Source organism: Terrabacter sp. MAHUQ-38 (genome assembly GCF_014518425.1).
Classification (GTDB): Bacteria; Actinomycetota; Actinomycetes; order Actinomycetales; family Dermatophilaceae; genus Terrabacter.
The window spans coordinates 64,934-83,693 of record NZ_JACVCU010000008.1 but is presented as its reverse complement, the minus strand read 5'-3'; the positions used below and the strand labels follow the sequence as shown (position 1 = coordinate 83,693).

16 protein-coding genes and 1 pseudogene are annotated in these 18,760 nt (G+C 69.2%); 7 read left to right on the top strand and 10 right to left on the bottom strand.

Going from position 1 to position 18,760, the window contains the following annotated elements:
• Positions 1-44 precede the first annotated feature (44 nt).
• Complete coding sequence (locus H9I49_RS22380) at positions 45-383, bottom strand: hypothetical protein (RefSeq protein WP_223129112.1); 339 nt, start codon at positions 381-383, stop codon at positions 45-47.
• 64 nt (positions 384-447) lie between these two features.
• Positions 448-1,326 carry a phytanoyl-CoA dioxygenase family protein gene (locus tag H9I49_RS22375; protein WP_188032616.1) on the bottom strand — a complete coding sequence of 293 codons (879 nt, stop codon included), beginning with the start codon at positions 1,324-1,326 and terminating at the stop codon, positions 448-450.
• Positions 1,327-1,544: 218 nt separating this feature from the next.
• Between H9I49_RS22375 and H9I49_RS24635 the strand changes: the two genes are divergently transcribed.
• Positions 1,545-2,297: an AraC family transcriptional regulator gene (locus tag H9I49_RS24635; protein ID WP_223129111.1), complete on the top strand. Its 753-nt coding sequence runs from the start codon at positions 1,545-1,547 to the stop codon at positions 2,295-2,297.
• Positions 2,298-2,378: 81 nt separating this feature from the next.
• On the opposite strand, the gene H9I49_RS22365 is transcribed toward H9I49_RS24635, so the two are convergent.
• Together H9I49_RS22365 and H9I49_RS22360 are read right to left on the bottom strand one after the other, a co-directional pair.
• Complete coding sequence (locus H9I49_RS22365; RefSeq protein ID WP_188032614.1) at positions 2,379-3,206, bottom strand: hypothetical protein; 828 nt, start codon at positions 3,204-3,206, stop codon at positions 2,379-2,381.
• Positions 3,207-3,455: 249 nt separating this feature from the next.
• Entirely contained in the window at positions 3,456-3,749 is a 294-nt protein-coding gene (locus H9I49_RS22360; RefSeq protein ID WP_188032613.1) for a GntR family transcriptional regulator, read from the bottom strand.
• Between the two features lie 888 nt (positions 3,750-4,637).
• On the opposite strand from H9I49_RS22360, the gene H9I49_RS22355 reads away from it, so the two are divergent.
• Complete coding sequence (locus tag H9I49_RS22355; protein WP_188032612.1) at positions 4,638-5,039, top strand: hypothetical protein; 402 nt, start codon at positions 4,638-4,640, stop codon at positions 5,037-5,039.
• A 15-nt stretch (positions 5,040-5,054) separates the two neighbouring features.
• Here H9I49_RS22355 and H9I49_RS22350 read toward each other — a convergent pair whose 3' ends face one another.
• Entirely contained in the window at positions 5,055-5,369 is a 315-nt protein-coding gene (locus H9I49_RS22350; RefSeq protein ID WP_255524213.1) for a helix-turn-helix domain-containing protein, read from the bottom strand.
• A 52-nt stretch (positions 5,370-5,421) separates the two neighbouring features.
• Here H9I49_RS22350 and H9I49_RS22345 point away from each other — a divergent pair.
• Positions 5,422-6,051: pseudogene (locus H9I49_RS22345) on the top strand (M24 family metallopeptidase); the annotation flags it as partial.
• Positions 6,052-6,131: 80 nt separating this feature from the next.
• On the opposite strand, the gene H9I49_RS22340 reads toward H9I49_RS22345, so the two are convergent.
• Positions 6,132-7,307 (bottom strand): MFS transporter, encoded by a 1,176-nt coding sequence (locus tag H9I49_RS22340; RefSeq protein ID WP_223129110.1) that lies wholly within the window; start codon positions 7,305-7,307, stop codon positions 6,132-6,134.
• Positions 7,308-7,591: 284 nt separating this feature from the next.
• On the opposite strand from H9I49_RS22340, the gene H9I49_RS22335 reads away from it, so the two are divergent.
• The gene (locus tag H9I49_RS22335) at positions 7,592-8,659 is read left to right on the top strand and encodes an AraC family transcriptional regulator (protein WP_188032610.1); all 1,068 of its coding nucleotides are present in this window, start codon (positions 7,592-7,594) and stop codon (positions 8,657-8,659) included.
• Here H9I49_RS22335 and H9I49_RS22330 read toward each other — a convergent pair.
• The 3 genes from H9I49_RS22330 to H9I49_RS22320 are packed head-to-tail and all read right to left on the bottom strand — an operon-like array spanning position 8,646 to position 12,285.
• Positions 8,646-10,067 (bottom strand): aldehyde dehydrogenase family protein, encoded by a 1,422-nt coding sequence (locus tag H9I49_RS22330; RefSeq protein WP_188032609.1) that lies wholly within the window; start codon positions 10,065-10,067, stop codon positions 8,646-8,648. The genes H9I49_RS22335 and H9I49_RS22330 overlap by 14 nt on opposite strands.
• Complete coding sequence (locus tag H9I49_RS22325; protein WP_188032608.1) at positions 10,064-10,912, bottom strand: SDR family oxidoreductase; 849 nt, start codon at positions 10,910-10,912, stop codon at positions 10,064-10,066. The genes H9I49_RS22330 and H9I49_RS22325 overlap by 4 nt, the downstream gene beginning before the upstream one ends.
• A 26-nt stretch (positions 10,913-10,938) precedes the next feature.
• Positions 10,939-12,285, bottom strand: coding sequence for an NAD(P)/FAD-dependent oxidoreductase (locus tag H9I49_RS22320; protein ID WP_188032607.1), 1,347 nt, complete (start codon positions 12,283-12,285; stop codon positions 10,939-10,941).
• 285 nt (positions 12,286-12,570) lie between these two features.
• Between H9I49_RS22320 and H9I49_RS22315 the strand changes: the two genes are divergently transcribed.
• Positions 12,571-13,695: a hypothetical protein gene (locus H9I49_RS22315; RefSeq protein ID WP_188032606.1), complete on the top strand. Its 1,125-nt coding sequence runs from the start codon at positions 12,571-12,573 to the stop codon at positions 13,693-13,695.
• 105 nt (positions 13,696-13,800) lie between these two features.
• Positions 13,801-16,125: a LuxR C-terminal-related transcriptional regulator gene (locus tag H9I49_RS22310; protein WP_188032605.1), complete on the top strand. Its 2,325-nt coding sequence runs from the start codon at positions 13,801-13,803 to the stop codon at positions 16,123-16,125.
• A 73-nt stretch (positions 16,126-16,198) separates the two neighbouring features.
• On the opposite strand, the gene H9I49_RS22305 is transcribed toward H9I49_RS22310, so the two are convergent.
• Positions 16,199-16,450 (bottom strand): hypothetical protein, encoded by a 252-nt coding sequence (locus H9I49_RS22305; RefSeq protein ID WP_188032604.1) that lies wholly within the window; start codon positions 16,448-16,450, stop codon positions 16,199-16,201.
• A gap of 493 nt (positions 16,451-16,943) precedes the next feature.
• Between H9I49_RS22305 and H9I49_RS22300 the strand changes: the two genes are divergently transcribed.
• Positions 16,944-18,422 (top strand): amino acid permease, encoded by a 1,479-nt coding sequence (locus H9I49_RS22300; protein ID WP_370587701.1) that lies wholly within the window; start codon positions 16,944-16,946, stop codon positions 18,420-18,422.
• The last annotated feature ends 338 nt before the right edge of the window (positions 18,423-18,760 follow it).

The window sequence follows — 18,760 nt, the reverse complement described above, 5'->3', positions numbered from 1 at the left end:
GGCCCAGCGGCATACGACGCTGGCGTATGTCGGTGGGCCGGTGGTCATCCCGTGCTGACGTCGACCAGTCGTTCGAAGAGGTACTCGTACGGCAGGTAGCCCACGTCGTGCTCCTCGCCCCGGGGGTGGGCGACCAGCTGCGACATCTGCAGCAGCCGCCATCCATCCAGGAGCGCGCCGAGGCCTGTCGCGTAAGGGGGTTCATCGCTGTCGCCCATCGTCGGACGGGACCGGCCGGTCCCGTCGTAGCGCGTCCAGCCGATCACCTCGGAGTCGAGGGCCGACGTGCCGAGGTAGAGCACGAGCAGCTGCTGGCGAAGGTGTGGGTAGGCCGAAGGCGTCGCGAACGACTCCTCGACCGACATCGTCGGGGTCACGGTCATCGTGTGGGCTCCTTGTCGTTGGTCGGGGTGGTGACGTCGTCGGCTGCGCTGGCCTGCGTCGCCATCAGCTGCCCCATCCGGATGCCCGACGGCTCGCGCCGAGCCTGCCGTCGGTGGCGCCCGGGTCGACGAACTGGGGCCGCAGCGTCTCGCGGGTGAGGTAGTAGTCGATGTCGAAGCCCTGGTCGCCGGTGACCACCCGCCACAGCTTGGCCCGGTTCACCAGCTCGAGCCTGCCCTCGTTGGCGTCGGTCCACCCGAAGCTCGTGGTGAGCTTGCGCAGCACCTCCGGGGAGTCGATGTCATCGGTGTTCCACAGCCGCAGCTGGCGCACGGTCGGGTTGAACCGGATCTTGAACATGTAGCGGGGCCGGTCGGAGTCGTTGCGGCGGCCGCCGTGCCAGATGCCGTGGTGAAGCAGGACCACGGTGCCGGCCGGGCAGGTCAGCCGGGTCTGGCCGGCCAGGTTCTGGCAGCGACCAATGCCGGTCTGGTTGATGCGGCGCAGGTGCGTGCCCGGGACGCTGAGCGTGCCGCCCTGCTCGAGGGTCACCTCCCGCGGGTAGTACATGAGCTGCACGTCGAAGGCGTCGGTGCGTGTGTCGATGATGGCGTCAGCGTGCAGGTTCTGCGCCTCCCCGCCGCGCGGTGGTCGGATGTGCACAGCGTGGTGGTCGATTACCGGGTTGGGCCCGACGAGGCTCTGTACCGCCCCGGCGACCGCGGGCAGGTCGAGCAGCTCCCGCACGAAGCTGCCCACGGGGAAGACCACGTCCACGGGCGTGCCATAGGGGTGCCCCTCGATGCCGGCGTCGAGCACCGCTTCCGCCCGCCTGTTCAGGTCGTCAGGCACCACCCCCTCCAGCGCAAAGCTGCCGTGGGAGATGAAGTGCGCCATCTCCACCGAGGTCATCAGGTACTTCCGGTCCACAAGTGCGGTCATCGTCTCGGTCACTCCTCGCTCGCGGTTCAGGCTGCCGGGAGCCAGCGGCCATGGAAACCAAAGCTAGGACCGACAAGGCAGAGCTGTCGTGGTGCACAGTCGGCAACTGGTGGTAGTAATCTCGCATGTCGAACGGCGCCCTTCTTCTTGACCTGAGTCGTCCACCACTGGTGGTGGGGTTCGGGCGGGCGACGCACGGCCGAGCTGCGCTGACCGACGTGTTCCAGCTCCCGGAGCTGTGGTCGCTGCACCTCTACGACTACGTCGCCGAGCTCGAGGTCGACGGGATGAGCTACCCCGTCACACCGGGGTGCGTGACCCTGGTCCCGCCGGCATCGCTGATCCGGTACCGCTACCGCGGGCCCTCCACCCACCTCTATGCCCACCTGGACATGGACGCAGGCCGCCGCGAGGACCGACGTGGCCTCCCGCCGGCGCCCGCACGGCTGTCCGTGCTCATGTCGCCGGGGACCGACCTCCCCGCCATCACGGACCTCATGGAGTCCGCGGTAGCCAACGCCGCCATGCACCCCGAACGCGCCCGGGCCGACGTGTGGATGGTGCTGCTGCGGCTGGCGGACCGGTACCGCCAGGAATCCGGAGAGGACCCGGCCACGGAGTACGTCAGCGCAGCGATGGCCTATCTCGAGTCACGGCTCGGCGAGCACGTCACCGTGCCGGAGGTCGCCGCGGCAGTCGGGATCTCGCCGCACCACCTCACCCGGGTCTTCGCGGCCCAGACCGGACACACGGTCGTCGGCTACCTGCGGCACCGGCGCGTGCAACGCGCCCGCCACCTGCTCACCAGCAGCACGATGTCCATCGTCGCGATCGCCGCGGCCGTCGGCATCCCCGACCTGCAGGCGTTCAACAAGACCTGCCGCGCACTGACCGGCTACGCGCCGCGCGCGCTGCGCGCTCAGGCGTCCGCCGACTGTCCGGCCCAGACGCCGAGCGCGAAAAGCCTTTGAGGTCAGTGGCACGTGGCCGCACCACGCCCGGCCGGGCTCCCGGTGACGGACGGGCACGTCGACGTCTGGCTCATCCCCGCACTAGCCCGGCTTCGCCGTCGTGAGCTCCGGGTCATCAGGCGTGGGACCCGCCGCATCGGAGGCACGCAGCGCACATGCGGCCATGTGGGACCAGCGGGCCTGGGGCGTCATTCCCATGAAGTGCAGTGCCTGGGGCCGCGCGACCTGCGGTCGCATCGCGTACGACTCCGGAGAGGAGTTGTAACAGGTCTCCTCCGTTCGGCCCTCGAGGTACGGCTGGTTCCACCCGGTCGGCAGCCAGCTCGTGCGCAGCAGGAACGGCGAGCCCAGTCCCGGACCGGCCCACCGGTACTGTTCGTCACCTCGACGCCAGCCGAGCGCCGCGAGGACGGCGCCCTGGTCCGACCATGGTCCGGGCTGTCGACCTGCCGCCGAGACAGCATCGAGGAACGAGAACGACTCAGGACACGACCGCATCAGCCACACGCCGGTGTTCGGGTTGACGCGGTGCTCGAAGGGGACGTGCTCCAGCGCCAACGCCTGGAAGTGGTCGGGGTGGAGGTGGTCCGCGATGTCCTCGTCGGTGCGCATCACCAGCACGTCGGCGTCCAGCCAGAGCGCCATCGGATAGTCGCGCAGGGCCTGTCGCAGGAGACTGACCTTGAGCCACTTGGCTTCCTGGGCCGCTGCGCTCGCACCCTCACCATCCACCTGGACCTCGGCCGCGTGGACGTCATAGCCCCACCGATCGGCCAGACGTCGGAACGTCGGCAGCGCGAGCTCGTGCAGCACCGTTCGCATCGTCGGCCCGGCAGCGGTGACGACCACGCCTCGAGGTCGTGTCAGTCCCGGCTCGCCCTCACGCGCCTTCCGCGGCGACTCCGACATGGGCCCCTCCGCTCCACCTGCTCCTGCCGCGAACCTACCGCAACCAACCGCAGCTCACCGGGCGCACCGGGCGCACCGGGCGCACCGGGCGCACCGCGAGGCTGCGCACCCGTGGGCGGCACCAGACGGCTCGGGGAGCGCGATTCGGGGCGAACCCCTGGACTGGCCCAACGGTCATCCCCACGGTCGCGCCCTGACGACGCCCACCGGGGGGTGACGACGGGCCTCCCTCGGTCACGCGGGAAGCGGTCAAGGCACCTCGTGTGGCTCGGTTGGTCGGGACGGGCGTGGACGCAGCCGCAGCGCTGATCGCACGAGGTCGATGGCTGCCGCGTCCTCGAGGCCGGCTGCCTCCAGCTCCTCGAACGCACGAGCCACCGTGTGCACCCCGAGGCCCAGGTCGGCCGTGAGGGCGCGGACAGTGGGCAAGCGGTCTCCCGGCAGCAACCGGCCGGTCACACGGAGTCCCGCGAGCTGGGCCCGACACTGCTCGAATGGAGGTTCGGCAGCGGCGATGTCGACGGCAATGCGCGGGTCGTCCATGAGGTGCGACCTCCCGACGGACCGGGCCTCGCCGACGACTGCGACGGGCGTTCCTGCGACCCGCCGGCCGTCCGCAGGGAGGCTGACGCCGAGCGCGGCACCTGGGGGGCTCCCACAGGACTGCCACGAGCGCAGCCACGATGGCGATCAGTCCGACTGCGGTGAAAGCGAACCCGACGTTCTGCGTCCAGTCCCACGGCGGATGCGGCAGCGCATGGCCCCCGGCTGCCTTGGTCCGCAGCAGTTGGGTGAGCTCGTTCGTCTTCGGCGCGATGGTGAGGCAGAGCCCCGCAGCCGTCAGGAGCGATCCAGCAGACGACCAGCGGAGCACGCGCACCCTGGCGCCGAGCCGCAGTGCCCGGTCGAGCCCGGGGTCATCGACGATGGCGGGCCGCGCGTCGACGTCGCGCAGGGCTACCGTCGTGACCACGATCAGCACCACGATCAGCACCACGACCAGCACCACGAGCGCACCGGCTGTGCCGACGGCATACGACCGGCCGGGCCAGGGCGCCGCGGTCACGACGAGGTCTCCCGGGGAGAACCGCTCGACGACACCGGCCACGACAACCGCGAGCGCGGCCGCCGCACAGTCGAGCCCGCGCGCCGTCCCCAGCGCACGCCATTCACCAGAGGACGATGAGCATCGTCGGCCCCAGGAACCAGGCGACCGTTCTCGGGTCGATTCCCTTCCCCTATTGCCTCGATGAGTTGCCTCATTTGGCGAACACGTGGCGCGCGGAGCGCGTTGGGCACCCTGGCGCTGTCCGATTCCGTCACCTTCCGGCCCTTGCACGCGTTCCGTTGAAGCGCGGACACGGCCCAACGGCGAGGTGGACACTGACCTCAACGGGGGGAAGGAGCATACGCAAGAAGGGTGGACACCTCATGGCACACGCACGACTCGCGACCGCGCTCAGCGCCGTCCTCACGCTCGCCGGCGTCGCGCTGGCAGGGCCCGCCTCGGCGGCCGGCGGGCCCCTGGCGGGCACCTGGACGTCGATCGACACCGATGGCAGCAACCAGACCCTCGACATCATGGGATCGGGAGGCCACGTCTACTCGATGATCTACGTCGACGAGGCCGCCACTGGCGCCTGCGACGGCAACCCGGCCACGATCACCGGGCCCGGCTTCGTCGACGGTGACGTCGTGGTCCTGAACGGGGCCCTCACCTGCCTGCCAGGAGGAAACGTCTTCCGGTCACGCATCACCGTCGGCTTCGTCCATGACAGCTCGACCGACACCCTGACCGACGACTTCGGGATCACCTGGCACCGGGCGGGCTGAGCTTCCGCGTCCCCCTCACGATCGAGGGTCGTCGCGCAGCTGGGCGCCGCCGCGGACGAGCCGGACCGCGAGCGCGAGCGCCGCAAGCTGCCCACGTCCTCGCGGGTCGCCGCCGAGGGCCTGGAAGATCCGGCGCAGACGCTTGTGCAGCGACTGCCTTTCGAGGAAGAGCAGGTGCGCGGCCTCCGTCGCGTTGCACCCGGTCGAGATCCACACGTCGAGGGTGCGCACGAGCTCGCCGCCGTGCCGCTGGTCGAGTCGGACCAGCTCGCCCAGCGCCTCCTCGACGAGGTCGTCGACGACGCCCCGGGGCAGCGACCGCTCGGCCATCCGCTCGACCAGGAAGTCGGACGCGTCGTAGACGGCGTCGGACCACTTCCCCGCGCTCATCGGCACCGAGGCGATGGTCCACGAGATCGCGCGGACCTTCCCCGACTCGGAGATCCGGGACACCTGGGTGTGGTTCCAGTCGGGCATCAACACCGACGGCGCCCACAACTGGCCCACGACACGCAGGCTGCAGCGCGGCGACATCCTCTCGCTCAACTGCTTCCCGATGGCGTCCGGCTGCTACACGACGCTGGAGCGCACCCTGATCCTCGGCGAGCCCGACGCGCGTTCTCTGGCGCTGTGGGAGATCAACGTCGAGGTGCACCGCCGGGGTCTCGAGCTCATCAGGCCCGGCGCGGTCTGCAAGGACATCGCTGCGGAGCTCAACGAGATCTACGTCGGCCACGGCCTGCTGCCGAACCGCACCTTCGGCTACGGCCACTCCTTCGGCGTCCTGTCCCACTACTACGGCCGCGAGGCGGGCCTCGAGCTGCGCGAGGACATCGACACCGTCCTCGAACCGGGCATGGTCGTGTCGATGGAGCCGATGATCACCGTCCGCGACGGCCTGCCCGGCGCCGGCGGCTACCGCGAACACGACATCCTCGTCGTCGGTGAGGACGGCGCGGAGAACATCACGAAGTTCCCCTTCGGACCCGAGCACAACATCATCCTTTGCTGAGAACCCACGCTCCCGGCGGGCCGTCCATCTCGTCGGGGGCGGGGTGGGCGGCACTGCCTCTCGCTGAGCACCAGCACGCCCTACGCGTTCGTCTCCTGCTCGCGAGCGCTACGTGGCGTGTTCGTTCGGGCCGTGCGCTGAGCAACGTTGTCACCCGGCAGCGAGTGGTGGGCACCGTCGACTGGACGGCTGAAGTGCCGGGCCGTGGTGAGGAGCGCGAGGGCCAGGATCGCCGGTGCCGCGTATGCGAGGCGGAAGAGGCCGGAGGAGCCCAGCACCCCGCTGACGGCGCCACCGACGAGCACCCCGGCATAGTTGAAGAGGTTCAGGCGGGCGAGGATCGACTCGGCGACGGACGGACGCAGGCGTGCGGCGGACGCCTGGCACAGCGGCGCCAGGGCGGAGGTGCCGAGCCCGGAGCAGCCGGCGGCGAGCACCGCCAGTGCCCAGCTCGGGGCGGCGGCCAGGCTCACCATGGAGATGGCGGTCAGCAGCAACGCCGCTCGGACGACTACGACCGGTCCGGCGCGGCGTACGGCGCGGTCTGCGCAGGCGCGGCCGACCACGGTACCGATCTGGTAGGCCGCGTAGGCCAGCGGCGCCGCTGCGAGGGATGCTGACAACGTCCGGTTGAGATAGACCGCGGACCACGACGAGATGGTGGAGTCGACGACGTAGACGACCAGGAGCACCAGGCCGAAGGGAACGAGCCGCGTCCAGACATCACGTGCGACAGGCTCAGCTGCGACTGACGGGTGATCCTGCGCCCGTTGAATCGGGTGGCTGCGGATAGCGGCGGCGAGGCCTACCACCAGGACCGCCTCGAGGGTCAGGGTCCCGGTGATGCTCCAGCCCAGCCGGGCGGTCAGGGCGGTCAGCAGCGCGGCCGCGGCGCCGGCGGCGCTCCAGGCCGCGTAGAAGGAGGCGAAGATGCTGCGGCCGTAGCCGCGCTCCACTGCGGCTGCGCGAGTGCTGGCGCTGACGTCCACGGCTCCGACCGCGAGGGCGAACAGTGCGTAGCCCCCGAGCGCGATCACCTGCCCAGGGGCCCAACCGACGAGCAGCAGTCCCGCCGCCACCGCCAGGACGGCCCCTCGCATGGTGGCGACCGAGCCCACGCGGCGGATGGCGGACAGTCCGGCGAAGCTGCCGACGCCCGCCAGCAGCGCGATGCCGACCAGTACGGCCGTCGTCACCGACGGGGTGAACCCCAGGCGTTGCGTCACTGCGGGGACAGTCGTGGACAGGGATCCCACAGCCGCTCCCTGCGCCGCAAACGCGAGGGTCACTGCACGCCGCGCGGCGTACAGGGATGGGGTGAGGCCGGACGGCGCCTGGCCAGGTCGGTCGAGATGCATGGCCACCCGGTCTTCTCGTCGCGGATAAGGCGCCCGCGGGCGTGCGGGCTGACGCAACTGTAGGAAGCGGGACTGCAGCCGATGCAGGGCTCTGGCGGCCGGGGACAGGACTCTCGCGGCCAGCTGATAGGCCGAGCGTGTCCGCGAGGCCTAGAGTGGGCCGCCAGAAAGGGGTACGCACCATGGCCCTCCCCGTTCGACGACCTGGCCCCGCGCCCAGCACGAGCCGCAGTACGTCGGCGACCATCCAGCCGAACATCCTTCGCTACCTCGCCTCGGTCGCCGACGTGCACGGCATCGACCTCAGGCCGGTGCTGAAGCAGGTCGGTCTGGACGAGACGGTCATGAGGTCGGCAGCTCTGCGCGTGTCCTACCGACAGGGCAGTACCGTCATCCGGCGCGCCATCGAGCTGACCGGCGACCCGCATCTGGGCATGAAGGTCGGGGCGGCGCAGCACCTCACCGCCTGGGGGCTGCTCGGGTTGGCCCTCATGGCCGACGACACCCTCCAGGCCGCGGTCACGACGGGGGTCACCTACCAGAACCTGTCCGGGGCGATGGTGGTGTGGTCCGCCGGTCCGGCAGGCGACGACTTCGAGCTACGGGTGGACCTGCCCGACCCAGGCGTGGATCCCGGTGTCGCCGTCTTCCTCGTCGAGGAGGGCCTGAGCTCGGTGGTCACCCTGGCCCGGCTGACCCTCGGCTCCGGATTCCGTCCCAGGCTGGTGGAGTTCGCCTTCCGCGCGCCACGACAGACAGCCGCCTACGAGGACTTCTTCGGCTGCCCGGTCCGTTCCGGCGCCACCGTGAGCCGCCTCGTCATCGACCACGCCTCCGCCCGCACCGCGATGCCGGGACGGGACCCGGTCACCTACGCCTCAGCGATCGAGATGCTCGACCAGCACATGTCCTCCCGCCGTCACCAGCAGGAGCTGCTGGAAGTACTGGAGGTCTCCGTCGCACAGAGCCTGCCGGCGGTCCTCTCCTTCGCCGAACAGGCCCGGCAGCACGCCAGCAGCGAGCGAACACTGCGCCGCCGGCTCGCCGACTGCGGCACCACCTACGAGGCGGTGGTCGACGGCGTACGCCGCGAGCGGGTCGAGCAGCTGCTGCTGCGCCAGGAGCTGACCTTCCGGGACATCGCGCACCGGGCCGGCTTCTCCGACGAGCGGGCGCTGCGCCGTGCTGTTCGGCGCTGGCACGGCACGTCCCCACTGCGGCTGCGGGATCGGATGGTCAACGGGTCCTGACCCACACGGTCTTCTCGCGGGTCCACTGCTCGAAGGCCGTGGTGGACTTCTCCGGGCTGCCGAAGCCGGACTCGTTCCAGCCCCCGAACGGCGTGGTCAGGTCGCCCTCGCTGTAGCAGTTGACGGATACCACGCCGGCCTGGATGCCGCGGGCCAGTCGGAAGGCAGCATCGAGGTCACGGGTCCACACGGACGCGGCGAGCCCATAAGGCGTCGCATTGGCCAGCGCGGTCGCTTCGTCCTCGGACGTGAAGGTCTGGACGGTCACGACAGGGCCGAAGAGCTCCTTGGCCAAGACGTCGCTGCCCTCGGGCGGACGAGTGACGACCGTAGGTGGGTAGTAGGCGCCGTACGCGGGCAGCCCGGCCGGCATCGATGCCGCAGAGGTGTGGCCCCCGTTGTCCCGGGCCGCCTGCACGGCGGCGGTCACGCGATCGAACGCAACCCGGCTGATGAGCGGGCCCACCTGGGTGTGCGGGTCTGCTGGATCGCCGATCACGAGCTGCTGCGCGGCCTGAGTGAAGCGGGCCACGACCTCATCCGCGATGTGGTGGTGGACCAGGATGCGGGAGCCTGCAGTGCAGTTCTGGCCCATCGTCAGGAAGGAGGCCTCGATCATGTTGTCGATCAGCTCCTGGCCGTACGCGAGCGCGTCCGCCATGAGCACCTGAGGGTTCTTGCCGCCCATCTCCAGCGAGACGCGTTTGAAGTTGCTCTGCGCAACGTCCGTGAGGACGCGCCGTCCGGTGGCGGTGGAGCCGGTGAAGGACAGCGCACCGACGATGGCGCTGCGGGCCAGTGCTGTTCCGGCGGCCGGTCCGTACCCGGGCACGACGGTGAGGACTCCATCGGGCAGCCCGGCCTCGGCAGCGAGCTCCGCCAGGTGCAGCGCGGACCGTGGGGTCGCCTCGGCGGGCTTGAGGAGAAGGCTGTTGCCCGCGGCGAGCGCGGGGCCGACCTTCCAGGCGGCCATGGCCAGCGGGTAGTTCCACGGAAGGATCGCCGCCACCACGCCGACGGGCTCCCGGCTGATCAGGCCCAGGCTGTCCGCGCCCGTCGGGGCCAGGCGGCCGAACACCTTGTCGGCCGCCTCGGCGAACCACCGGATCGACTCGATCGCGCCCGGAACATCACCCGTGCGGCATTCGGTGATCGGCTTGCCCGCGTCCTCGCTGTCCAGACGGGCCAGCAGCTCGGCGTCGCGTTCCATCAGCTCGGCCAGCCGCAGCAGCACGGCGCTCCGCTGCCGTACGGGGCGCCGGGACCAGGCGCCCGAGTCGAAGACCTGCCGCGCCCGCTGGGCCGCCGAGTCGACATCCTCGGCGGACGCGGCAGGCACCGTGGCCAGCAGCTGACCGGTGGTCGGGTTGACCACGCTCATCAGGGATGGCGCCACCTGCGTGGTCATGCCTCCCCCACCAGCTCCAAGCGGCCGTCGACCCGGCGGACCAGCCCCCGACGTTGTAGCTCCTCCAGATAGCGGGCCATGCCACGCTCGCCGCGCTTGCGGAACAGTGGAAAGACCTTCGGCAGCAGGTTGGGAGCGAGCATCGCGAAGCGGACCAGTCGGGACTCGCTCGGGCGCGGGTACGCCTCCAGGCGAGGCCTGTCCAGCAGGCTCACCACTGCGGCCACGACGTCGGCAGGCTGCTGCGGCAGGTCCTGGAACTGCATGGAGTTGCCGCCCTCCACGGCCTCCTGGCGCAGCATGCGGGTGTCGGTGGCCGAGGGAAGCACTGAACCGGCCGTGATGCCCTTGTCCTTGAGGTCCAGACCGATGGCCAGCATCGCGCCCCGCAGGCCGAACTTCGAGGCGGTGTAGATCGGGGTCTCGCCCAGCGGAAAGATCCCGCCGAGGGACACCGTGGTGATCACGCGGGCATCGGTGGAGGCCCGCAGCAGGGGGATCGCCAGGCGGGTGGTGACGAGCGGGGACAGCAGGTTGAGGTTGATCTCCCGTTCGATGCTCTCCACGCTGCGTACGTCGAAGCGTTCCGCGCTGGTCATGCCCACGTTGTTGACCAGGACATCCAGCCGTCCGAAGTCCGCGGCGACTCGGTCGAAGACGTCCCCGATCTGGGACCGGTCCAGCAGGTCACAGCCGATCCCCGTGTGTCCAGAACCCGGCAGCGAGTCGGCCACGCTCTTGGCGCGGACCTCGTCGAGATCGACCACGACGCACCGCGCGCCTGCGGAGGCGAAGCGGCGGCACATGGCGCTGCCTATGCCGCCGGCACCGCCGGTCACGAGCATGACCTTGTCGGTGAACGCGTACCTGCTCACGCCACCGTCTCCATGCGGCGTGCGGGCGTCACACGTGGCGGGTTGCCTTCGGTACGCCACCCCATCCGGCCGGCGACCTTGCCGAGGTACTTCACGAACGCACCGGAGTCCACGTAGCCCGTGTGCCGGGGGGAGTCGACGAAGTTCACTCCGCCCGAGAGGTCAGGCCGGTCAGCGCGGATCATGCGCGAGAACGCCTCCGCATTCGGCAGTCCACGCTGTCGGTCGTGGATGAACCCCGCGATCATCTGTGCCTGCATGTCGAACAGCTGGTAGGCGCCGGAGTTGGTCTCCACGAAACCGATGCCGAAAAGGCCCTCGTGCTGCCGGGAGAATGCCGACAGATAAAGGTCTGGATGCTGTTCGCTGCCGAAGTACCGCTGAGCGACCGGCACCTTGTGCTGGTATCCGGTGGCGAACAGAATCAGGTCGAACTCGTCGCTGGAACCATCCGTGAAATAGACCGTCCGTGCGGCCGTCCGCGATATTCCGGGCTTCGCGGTGATGTCGCCGTGCTGGAGGTGGTAGATGAGCTGCGAGTTGATGGTGGGATGGGTCTCGAACAGCTTGTGGTCGGGCTTCTGCAGGCCCAGCCGGGTGGGATCTCCGTTGAGGATCCGCAGGAGGGAGCTGAAGAGCCGTTGCGCCAGCCACATCGGCAGCTGCGGCCCGCTGTGGGCGATGGTGTCCACCGGCCGGCCGAAGAGGTGCTTGGGGATGAACCAGTAGCCCCGGCGCATGCTGATCGCGGCGTGATCGGCCGATCGGGCGGCGTCGCAGGCGATGTCGCAACCGGAGTTTCCCGCCCCGACGACCAGCACCCGCTTGCCACGTAGCTCGCTCGCGTCACGGTAGCTGACGGTGTGCCGGACCTCGCCGGTGAACTCCCCCGGCAGATCAGGGATGTTCGGATGCCACTGGGACCCGGTGCACACCACGACCTGGGCGTGGACGCTGCGGCGGCCATCCGCCCGGGCGACGGTCCAGGTGCCGTCCACGTTCTTCTCGACGCTGTCTACCGGCACCCCGAACTCGATCCGTTCAGTAAGGCCGTAGGCGTCGGCGAACGACCGCAGATACGACAGGATCTGCCGATGCGGCGGATAGTCGGCGAAATGCTCTGGCATGGGCCACCCGCCGAATCCCGAAAGAGTCTTGCTCGAGATGAAGTGGGCCGACTCATACATCGGGCTGCCTGGATTGTCGATGTCCCACAGACCGCCGACTCCTGAATGGGCTTCGAGGTGCGAGTAGGGCAGGTTCCGTTCCTTCAGGGCTCGCGCCGCCGCCAGACCGGCGGGACCGGCGCCGATGACACAGATATCCGGGGACTCATTGCTCATGATTCGGCTTCTTTCCGTCAGGCATTCGGGACTGCTGACGGAAACTATTCAGCGTGCACGTCCGGAGAACACTGACCAGTGGGGCCAAGCAGGGGACCACAGCGGCCAACGGCGCGCCCGCCGCTCGCGCGTGCCGACGCGGCCGGGCGGTCACACCCATCACCTGAGCGGCATGATCACGCCATGGCATCCACAGCTTCGCGTTCATTGGCACGTCAGACGGAGCGGTGGTTCGTCCGCCGAGGCGCGCCCACGATGATGGAGGGCTAAGCCTTCGTCTCACACGTGTTGCCCCGAATGCTGCCGGCGCTGGGGTTCGCGACCTTCGCCAGCCTCGCGTGGCTCGTCCCGCTCAAGTCGGTCGGGTCGGCGCGCTGGGTGATGCTCGGCGTCGTGATCGCGTTGACACTGGCCTCCTGGGTGACGGTCTCGATGTTCGTGCGCCGCCTGCCCACCTTCTCGCGGTCGGCGACGATCGCCATCCTCACCGTGTACGCGGGGATGCCCGTGGCCGTCCCGTTGCTGCAGCTCGCCGTCGACGACGCCGTTACGCCACCCGGCGCGGAGGACGTCGGCGCACCACACGAGCTGGGTGTGGCCGGGCTCCTCGGATTTCTCCTCTTCTTCGCCGCCGTCTTCGGCGCCACCCTGTGGGCGACCACATACGGTCTCGGAACGCTGCTGCGCCGAGCGATCCAGCACGCGCTCTCTGACCTTGGCAACAGCCTGCGCCTGCTCGGCAGAGCGCTCCCGGCAATGCTGTTCGTGACCCTGTTCCTCTTCTTCACGGGCGAGCTGTGGCAGGCGATGAACGACCTGGCCTGGTGGCGGCTCGCCCTGGTCGTCGGGCTGTTCGCCGCGATCACCGTACTGGCGGCGGCGGCCCGCCTGCGCGACGAGATCCGCCGGGTCGAACAGGCTCGAACCCCGTGCATGTTGGCCTGGCCTGCCGAGGCACACCGCTGGCCAACGTGCCGATCGACGAGCTGGCCCTTCGGGGGCCCACTCCAGCCAGTCAGTCTGAACGGGCGCCAGAAACGCAACCTGCTGGTGGTACTGGCCACCCGGCAGCTGGTCCAGGCAGCAGTGGTCGGCCTGGCGCTGTTCGCGTTCTTCATCGTCCTCGGCCTCATCGTGGTCACGCCCAGGACCGCAGAGCAGTGGATCGGCGCCCCACCGGTGTTTTCGACACTGCTCCCGACGGTTCCGGTCTCCCTCCTGCACAACGCCACACTCTTCGCCGCGTTCGGGAGCATGTACTTCGCCGTCATCTCGATGACCGACGCCAACCACCGGCGCGAGTTCTTCGCCCCGATCATCGACGAGATCGAACGCGTGCTCGCAGTACGCGCGGTCTACCTCGCCGTCCGCGACACCGCCAGTGCGACAGACGGATCAACGGCCACGTGACGTCCGCGCCCGAGTAGCCGCCCAACACTCCCATTGACAGGACTTTTGCCGGGACGCAGGCTCGGTGCACACCTTCCGAGAGGGCGTCGAGCGGAGACGATGGGCATGACGATTGTGAAGTCGGAGATTCACAAGGCCTTGCCCCCGGAACTGACCAGCTTCGTCGGGCGCCGCCAGGAGCTGGGAGAGATCCGCCAGCTGTTGTCCGGCAGTCGGCTGGTGACGCTGACCGGCGTGGGTGGGGTCGGCAAGACCCGGCTCGCGCTGAGGACGGCCGCGACCGTGCGACGTGCCTTTCCCGACGGGGTGTGGTTCATCGAGCTGGCCGCACTGAACGACCCGCAACTGCTGCCGCACACGGTCGCCAGCGCATTGGACCTCCATCATCTGTCGCAGGCACCGCTCGCTGACCTGGCTGAACATCTCCAGGACAAGCAGCTGCTGGTGGTGCTGGACAACTGCGAGCACCTGACCGACGCGTGCGCCGTCGTGGTCGGCAAGCTGCTCGCCGCTGCACCAGGCTTGCACGTGTTGGCGACCAGTCGACATGTGCTGGGCGTCGAGGGCGAGCAGGTCCTGGCGGTCCCGCCGCTGAGCATGCCACGCGATGCCGCTGCTCCTGCAGGCGCGGTGTCGCACTACGAGGCGGTGGCTCTGCTCATGGACCGGGCCAGGGCGGTTGATCGCGAGTTCCAGTTCACCGAGGAGAACCGGGACATGGTCGTCGAGCTCTGTCGACGGCTGGACGGCCTGCCGCTCGCTCTCGAGCTCGCCGCGGTCTGGCTACGGACTCTCTCACCGGCGGAGATCTTGGAACGGCTCGCGGACCGGTTCGAGCTGCTCACGAGTGGCCGCCGCGGCGGCCCTGCGCGACAGCACGCCCTGGAAGCGGCGGTCGCGTGGAGCTTCGACCTGTGTTCTCCGGAGGAGCAGCTGCTGTGGGCGCGCCTGTCCGTCTTCTCGGGCGGCTTCGATCTGGAGGCGGTCGAGGAAGTCTGCGCCGGGGAAGGCATCGCGGTGCCGAACGTGCTCCCGGCGCTGGCCGGGCTCGTCGACAAGTCGATCGTCGGACGTGAGCATGACATGGAGCACGGGGCTTCGTGGTACCGGATGCTGGAGACGATCAGACAGTACGGTGCCCGGCGTCTGTCCCCACGGGACGCCTGCGCGATCCGCCTCCGGCACCGCGAGCGTTACCGGAAGCTGGCGGCCGCCTTCGCCGCGGAGTTCTTCACCCCCGACCAGGCCGAGTGGTACGTCCGGATGAGCCGGGAGCACGGCAACTTCCGCGCCGCCCTGGACTTCTGCCTCAGTGAACCCGGGGAGGCGGCCGCCGCCCTGGACATCGCAGCACCACTCTGGCCCTGGTGGCACGCCGGGCACCTGCACGAGGGCTACCGGTATCTGCTTCGGGGGCTGGAGCTGGCGACCGAACCGACGCACAGCCGCGGATACGGGCTGTTCGCGACGAGCAACCTGGCGATCCATCTGAGCGAGTTCGACCGAGCGCTCGCGCTGCTCGCCGAGGCCGCCGCCCTCGCAGACAGGTCCGGCGACGAGCTCTTGTCGGCCCGCGTCAAGCAGTGCCAAGGACACGCGCAGCTGCACAGCGGCCATCCGGCCGTGGCCATCCCGCTGCTGGAGGCCGCTCGCGAGGACTCCCGTCGGCTCGGCCAGCCCAGAGACGAATGGCGCAACGTGCACCTCCACTCGCTGGCGCTGATGTTCCTGGGCGACCTGCGGGCCGAGGACATCAGTCGGCAGGCTGTGGAGCTGGCCGAGGAGCACGGGGCACAGTCGTCGAAAGGCTGGGCACTGTGGGGCCTGGGTCTGGCCCAGTGGCGCGCCGGCCAGTACGAGGACGCCACCCGGTCACAGCGAGACGGCATACGGCTCTTCCTCCCGATGCGGAACCTCAACGGGGTCAGCGTCTGCGTCGAGGCCCTCGCCTGGTGTGCGGCCTCCTCCTGCCCCGACGAACGCGCGGCGCGCCTGCTCGGCGCGTCAGAGGCGGTCTGGCGCACCATCGGTGGCAACGCCTCGCAGGCGGTCTACCGCCAGTTCGACTGGGACTCCGAGGAGCAGGTGCGGTCCGCGATCGGTGACCGGCGTTTCGACGCGGCGTTCGCGGAGGGAGCGGCGTACTCCGCGGACCAAGCCGTGGCCTTGGCGTTGTCCGCGGCCCCAGCCGACAGGGGCACCTCCCGCGCCCAAGCGCCGCCGGGCAGCGCGACCCCCGGCGGCCTCACCCGGCGGGAGTGGGAGATCGCCCAGCTCTTGGCGGAGGGGCTCAGCAACAAGGACATCGCAGCGCGCCTGGTCATCGCACCGCGCACCGCCGAGACCCACGTGGAGCACATCCTGACCAAGCTCGGCTTCACCTCCCGGACACAGGCCAGCGCGTGGGTCGTCGAGCAGCAGGGCCGCTGAGCGGATGCGGTGTCGCGGCGCGGCGTGTGCGGGCGCTCGGCGCCGACGCACCATCAGACCCGTACCTTGCCGGTCATGCGGCAGTCTGAGCAGGTCGTGGACGTGCGACCAGGATCGCCCCTGTGAGGTGCTCGACATAGGGCAGGTCGTTGCGCTGGATCCACACCGTCGCGTCCATGCCCAGCTCCACCGACGCGAGCGGATGGTCCATTCCCTCTCTGTCGAACACGTGGTCGCCCGGGCGCAGCTGCGTCACAGGGATGACGCTGACCTCGCGCGAATGGGCCTGGGTCTCGACCCGGCATGCCGTAGGTGCGATGGACATGACAGCTCCTCGAGCAGACCTGCTATTGGGTCATCCCGGCGATTCGCCGGGTAGAGGCACTGCGCCTCGCCAGGTTCTGCGTCATGCGCTCCACGCTCCTCGTCCACCGGCCGCAGCGGCTCGGTGGTGATACGTAGATCGGTACGTATCCAGCCTGCCCCGCGCGACAAAGCGGGCATCCTGCCGGCTGGTTGACGTGAGCGGACGGGCCGCAGCGCGGGCCGTCGTCGATCAGGCTGTCACCTGCGTCTTCCTCATCGCGTAAGAAGAACTGACGAGCATCGGTCGGAAAGCGTCACTACACGAGACCCATCACTAGTTCTATCGTGCTCTCGCACCCGGTCCCGCGCTCAATCCGCGTGGGACCGAGAGCGACGGAGGCGAGCAGCGCAACAAGCATCCCGGTGGACGTGACCGCGACCCGGCCGCGCCGGACAGACACCCTCCACACTCGCAGATTCATCTGCGTCCTCATGCAGAAGGAGCGTTCAACGTGGCATCCACACCGATCTCCACCTCAGCTACACAACCTCGCAATCATCTGCTCGGCTCCGAGGGCGGCGCATCAGACGTCACGGACGGACCCGCGCCAGGCAAGAAGCTCCGTTCGCGGCATGTCACGATGATCACGCTCGGCGGCATCATCGGCGCGAGCCTGTTCGTCGGTTCAGCCAACATCATCCGATCTACTGGCCCAGCCGCGGCGATCTCTTACCTCGCCGGCGGCATGCTGGTCTTTCTGGCCATGCGCATGCTCGGTGAGATGGCGTCCGTCCGACCCGCGGTCGGATCGTTCATGGAGTACGCACGGGTCGGGCTCGGCAACTGGGCGGCATACGTCGTCGGCTGGCTCTACTGGTACTTCTGGGTCGGCGTGATCGCCTACGAAGCCGTCGTCGGAGGCGGCATGATCAACAGCTGGTTCCCGGCGATTCCAGCGTGGGCCGGGTCGCTCGCGCTGCTCACGATCTTCGTGACGACGAACCTGATCTCGCTGCGTTCATTCGGTGAGACCGAGTTCTGGCTCGCGAGCATCAAGGTGGTCGCCATCGTCGTGTTCCTCGTCGCCGGAGCATTGTTCGCGTTCGGACTCTGGCCGTCCAGCACCTGGTCGCTCGACAACCTCTGGGAACACGGAGGTTTCATGCCGAACGGTTTCGGCGTCGTCATCTCGTCCGTCGCGCTCGTCCTCTTCTCGTACTTCGGTACGGAGATCGCCGTGATGGCCGCGGCCGAGTCCGAGGACCCCTCGACCGGGATCCGACGCGCTGCACGCACCGTCATATGGCGGGTGATGCTGTTCTACGTCGGGTCCATCCTCGTGATCGTGACCCTCGTCCCGTGGAACGAGCTCCCGTCGCCCGACGTCGTGGCGCCCTTCACCCACATCTTCACGATGTTCGGAGTGCCCGGCGCCGAAACGATCATGAGCCTGGTGATCTTCACGGCCGTCGTTTCCGTGCTCAACTCGGGGACGTACTCCGCCTCACGAATGTTCGCGGCGCTCGCCGAGCAGCGCCTCGCACCTGCTGCTGTCGCGAAGCGGACCAAGCGCGGCGTACCCGCGCTCGCGGTTGTCGCCTCGACCGTCGGCGGCCTCGTGGCCACCGTCGTCAACTTCGTCGCCCCCAGCTCCGGCATCTACGACTTCATCATGAACTCGACCGGTCTCGTGGCGCTCTTCGTGTACGTCTTCATCACGGTGACCCAGTGGCGACTGCGGAGGGCAATGACGCCGGAGCAGGAAGCGGGCCTCAAGCTCAAGGTCTGGCTCTTTCCCTGGGTGAACATCGTCCTGATCGCCGGTGCCATCGGGATCGTCGCGATCATGATGACGACGCCGAGCGGCCGCACGCAGGTGTTCACCAGCTGCCTCGCGACGGGCGCTCTCATGCTGTTCTGGCCGGCGGTGCGCCGTCGCCTGCAGCACGGTGAGGCACCCCCGATCGAACGGTCTCAGCAATCGGCCTGACGGACCGGAGACAGGTCCTGGCACAGCTCTACAAGTCACGGACGGCGGCGAATCACAAGGCTTTTCCCTTGTCGGCGCCGTCCGTGACTGTAAGCGCAGCTTGATCCGCCTGGACGTCCTCTTCAGGACGGCACGACCCGGGTGCCCTGGAAACGTCGCCGCCACAGTACGCAGCGGCCCAGGCGTCGTTTCCGGCGGACGCCGCGATGCCGCAGACATCAGCTGTCTGCGGCATCGTCAGGTCGCGAGCGGCCCCCGTGCGTTCGGTGCGTGGCGGCCGCCAAGTTGGACGCGAGGTCCGGCAAGGCAGTTGTCGGGATCACGCCGTCTGGGGTCGG

Bases quoted from the DNA above. Each gene is read 5' to 3' on its own strand.
- H9I49_RS22320 (WP_188032607.1), bottom strand. From the start codon at position 12,285: ATGAGCAATGAGTCCCCGGATATCTGTGTCATCGGCGCCGGTCCCGCC.
- H9I49_RS22330 (WP_188032609.1), bottom strand. From the start codon at position 10,067: ATGACCACGCAGGTGGCGCCATCCCTGATGAGCGTGGTCAACCCGACC.
- H9I49_RS22335 (WP_188032610.1), top strand. From the start codon at position 7,592: ATGGCCCTCCCCGTTCGACGACCTGGCCCCGCGCCCAGCACGAGCCGC.
- H9I49_RS22350 (WP_255524213.1), bottom strand. From the start codon at position 5,369: ATGGCCGAGCGGTCGCTGCCCCGGGGCGTCGTCGACGACCTCGTCGAG.
- H9I49_RS22325 (WP_188032608.1), bottom strand. From the start codon at position 10,912: ATGCTCGTGACCGGCGGTGCCGGCGGCATAGGCAGCGCCATGTGCCGC.
- H9I49_RS22380 (WP_223129112.1), bottom strand. From the start codon at position 383: ATGACCGTGACCCCGACGATGTCGGTCGAGGAGTCGTTCGCGACGCCT.
- H9I49_RS22310 (WP_188032605.1), top strand. From the start codon at position 13,801: ATGACGATTGTGAAGTCGGAGATTCACAAGGCCTTGCCCCCGGAACTG.
- H9I49_RS22365 (WP_188032614.1), bottom strand. From the start codon at position 3,206: ATGTCGGAGTCGCCGCGGAAGGCGCGTGAGGGCGAGCCGGGACTGACA.
- H9I49_RS22375 (WP_188032616.1), bottom strand. From the start codon at position 1,326: ATGACCGCACTTGTGGACCGGAAGTACCTGATGACCTCGGTGGAGATG.
- H9I49_RS22360 (WP_188032613.1), bottom strand. From the start codon at position 3,749: ATGGACGACCCGCGCATTGCCGTCGACATCGCCGCTGCCGAACCTCCA.
- H9I49_RS22355 (WP_188032612.1), top strand. From the start codon at position 4,638: ATGGCACACGCACGACTCGCGACCGCGCTCAGCGCCGTCCTCACGCTC.
- H9I49_RS22305 (WP_188032604.1), bottom strand. From the start codon at position 16,450: ATGTCCATCGCACCTACGGCATGCCGGGTCGAGACCCAGGCCCATTCG.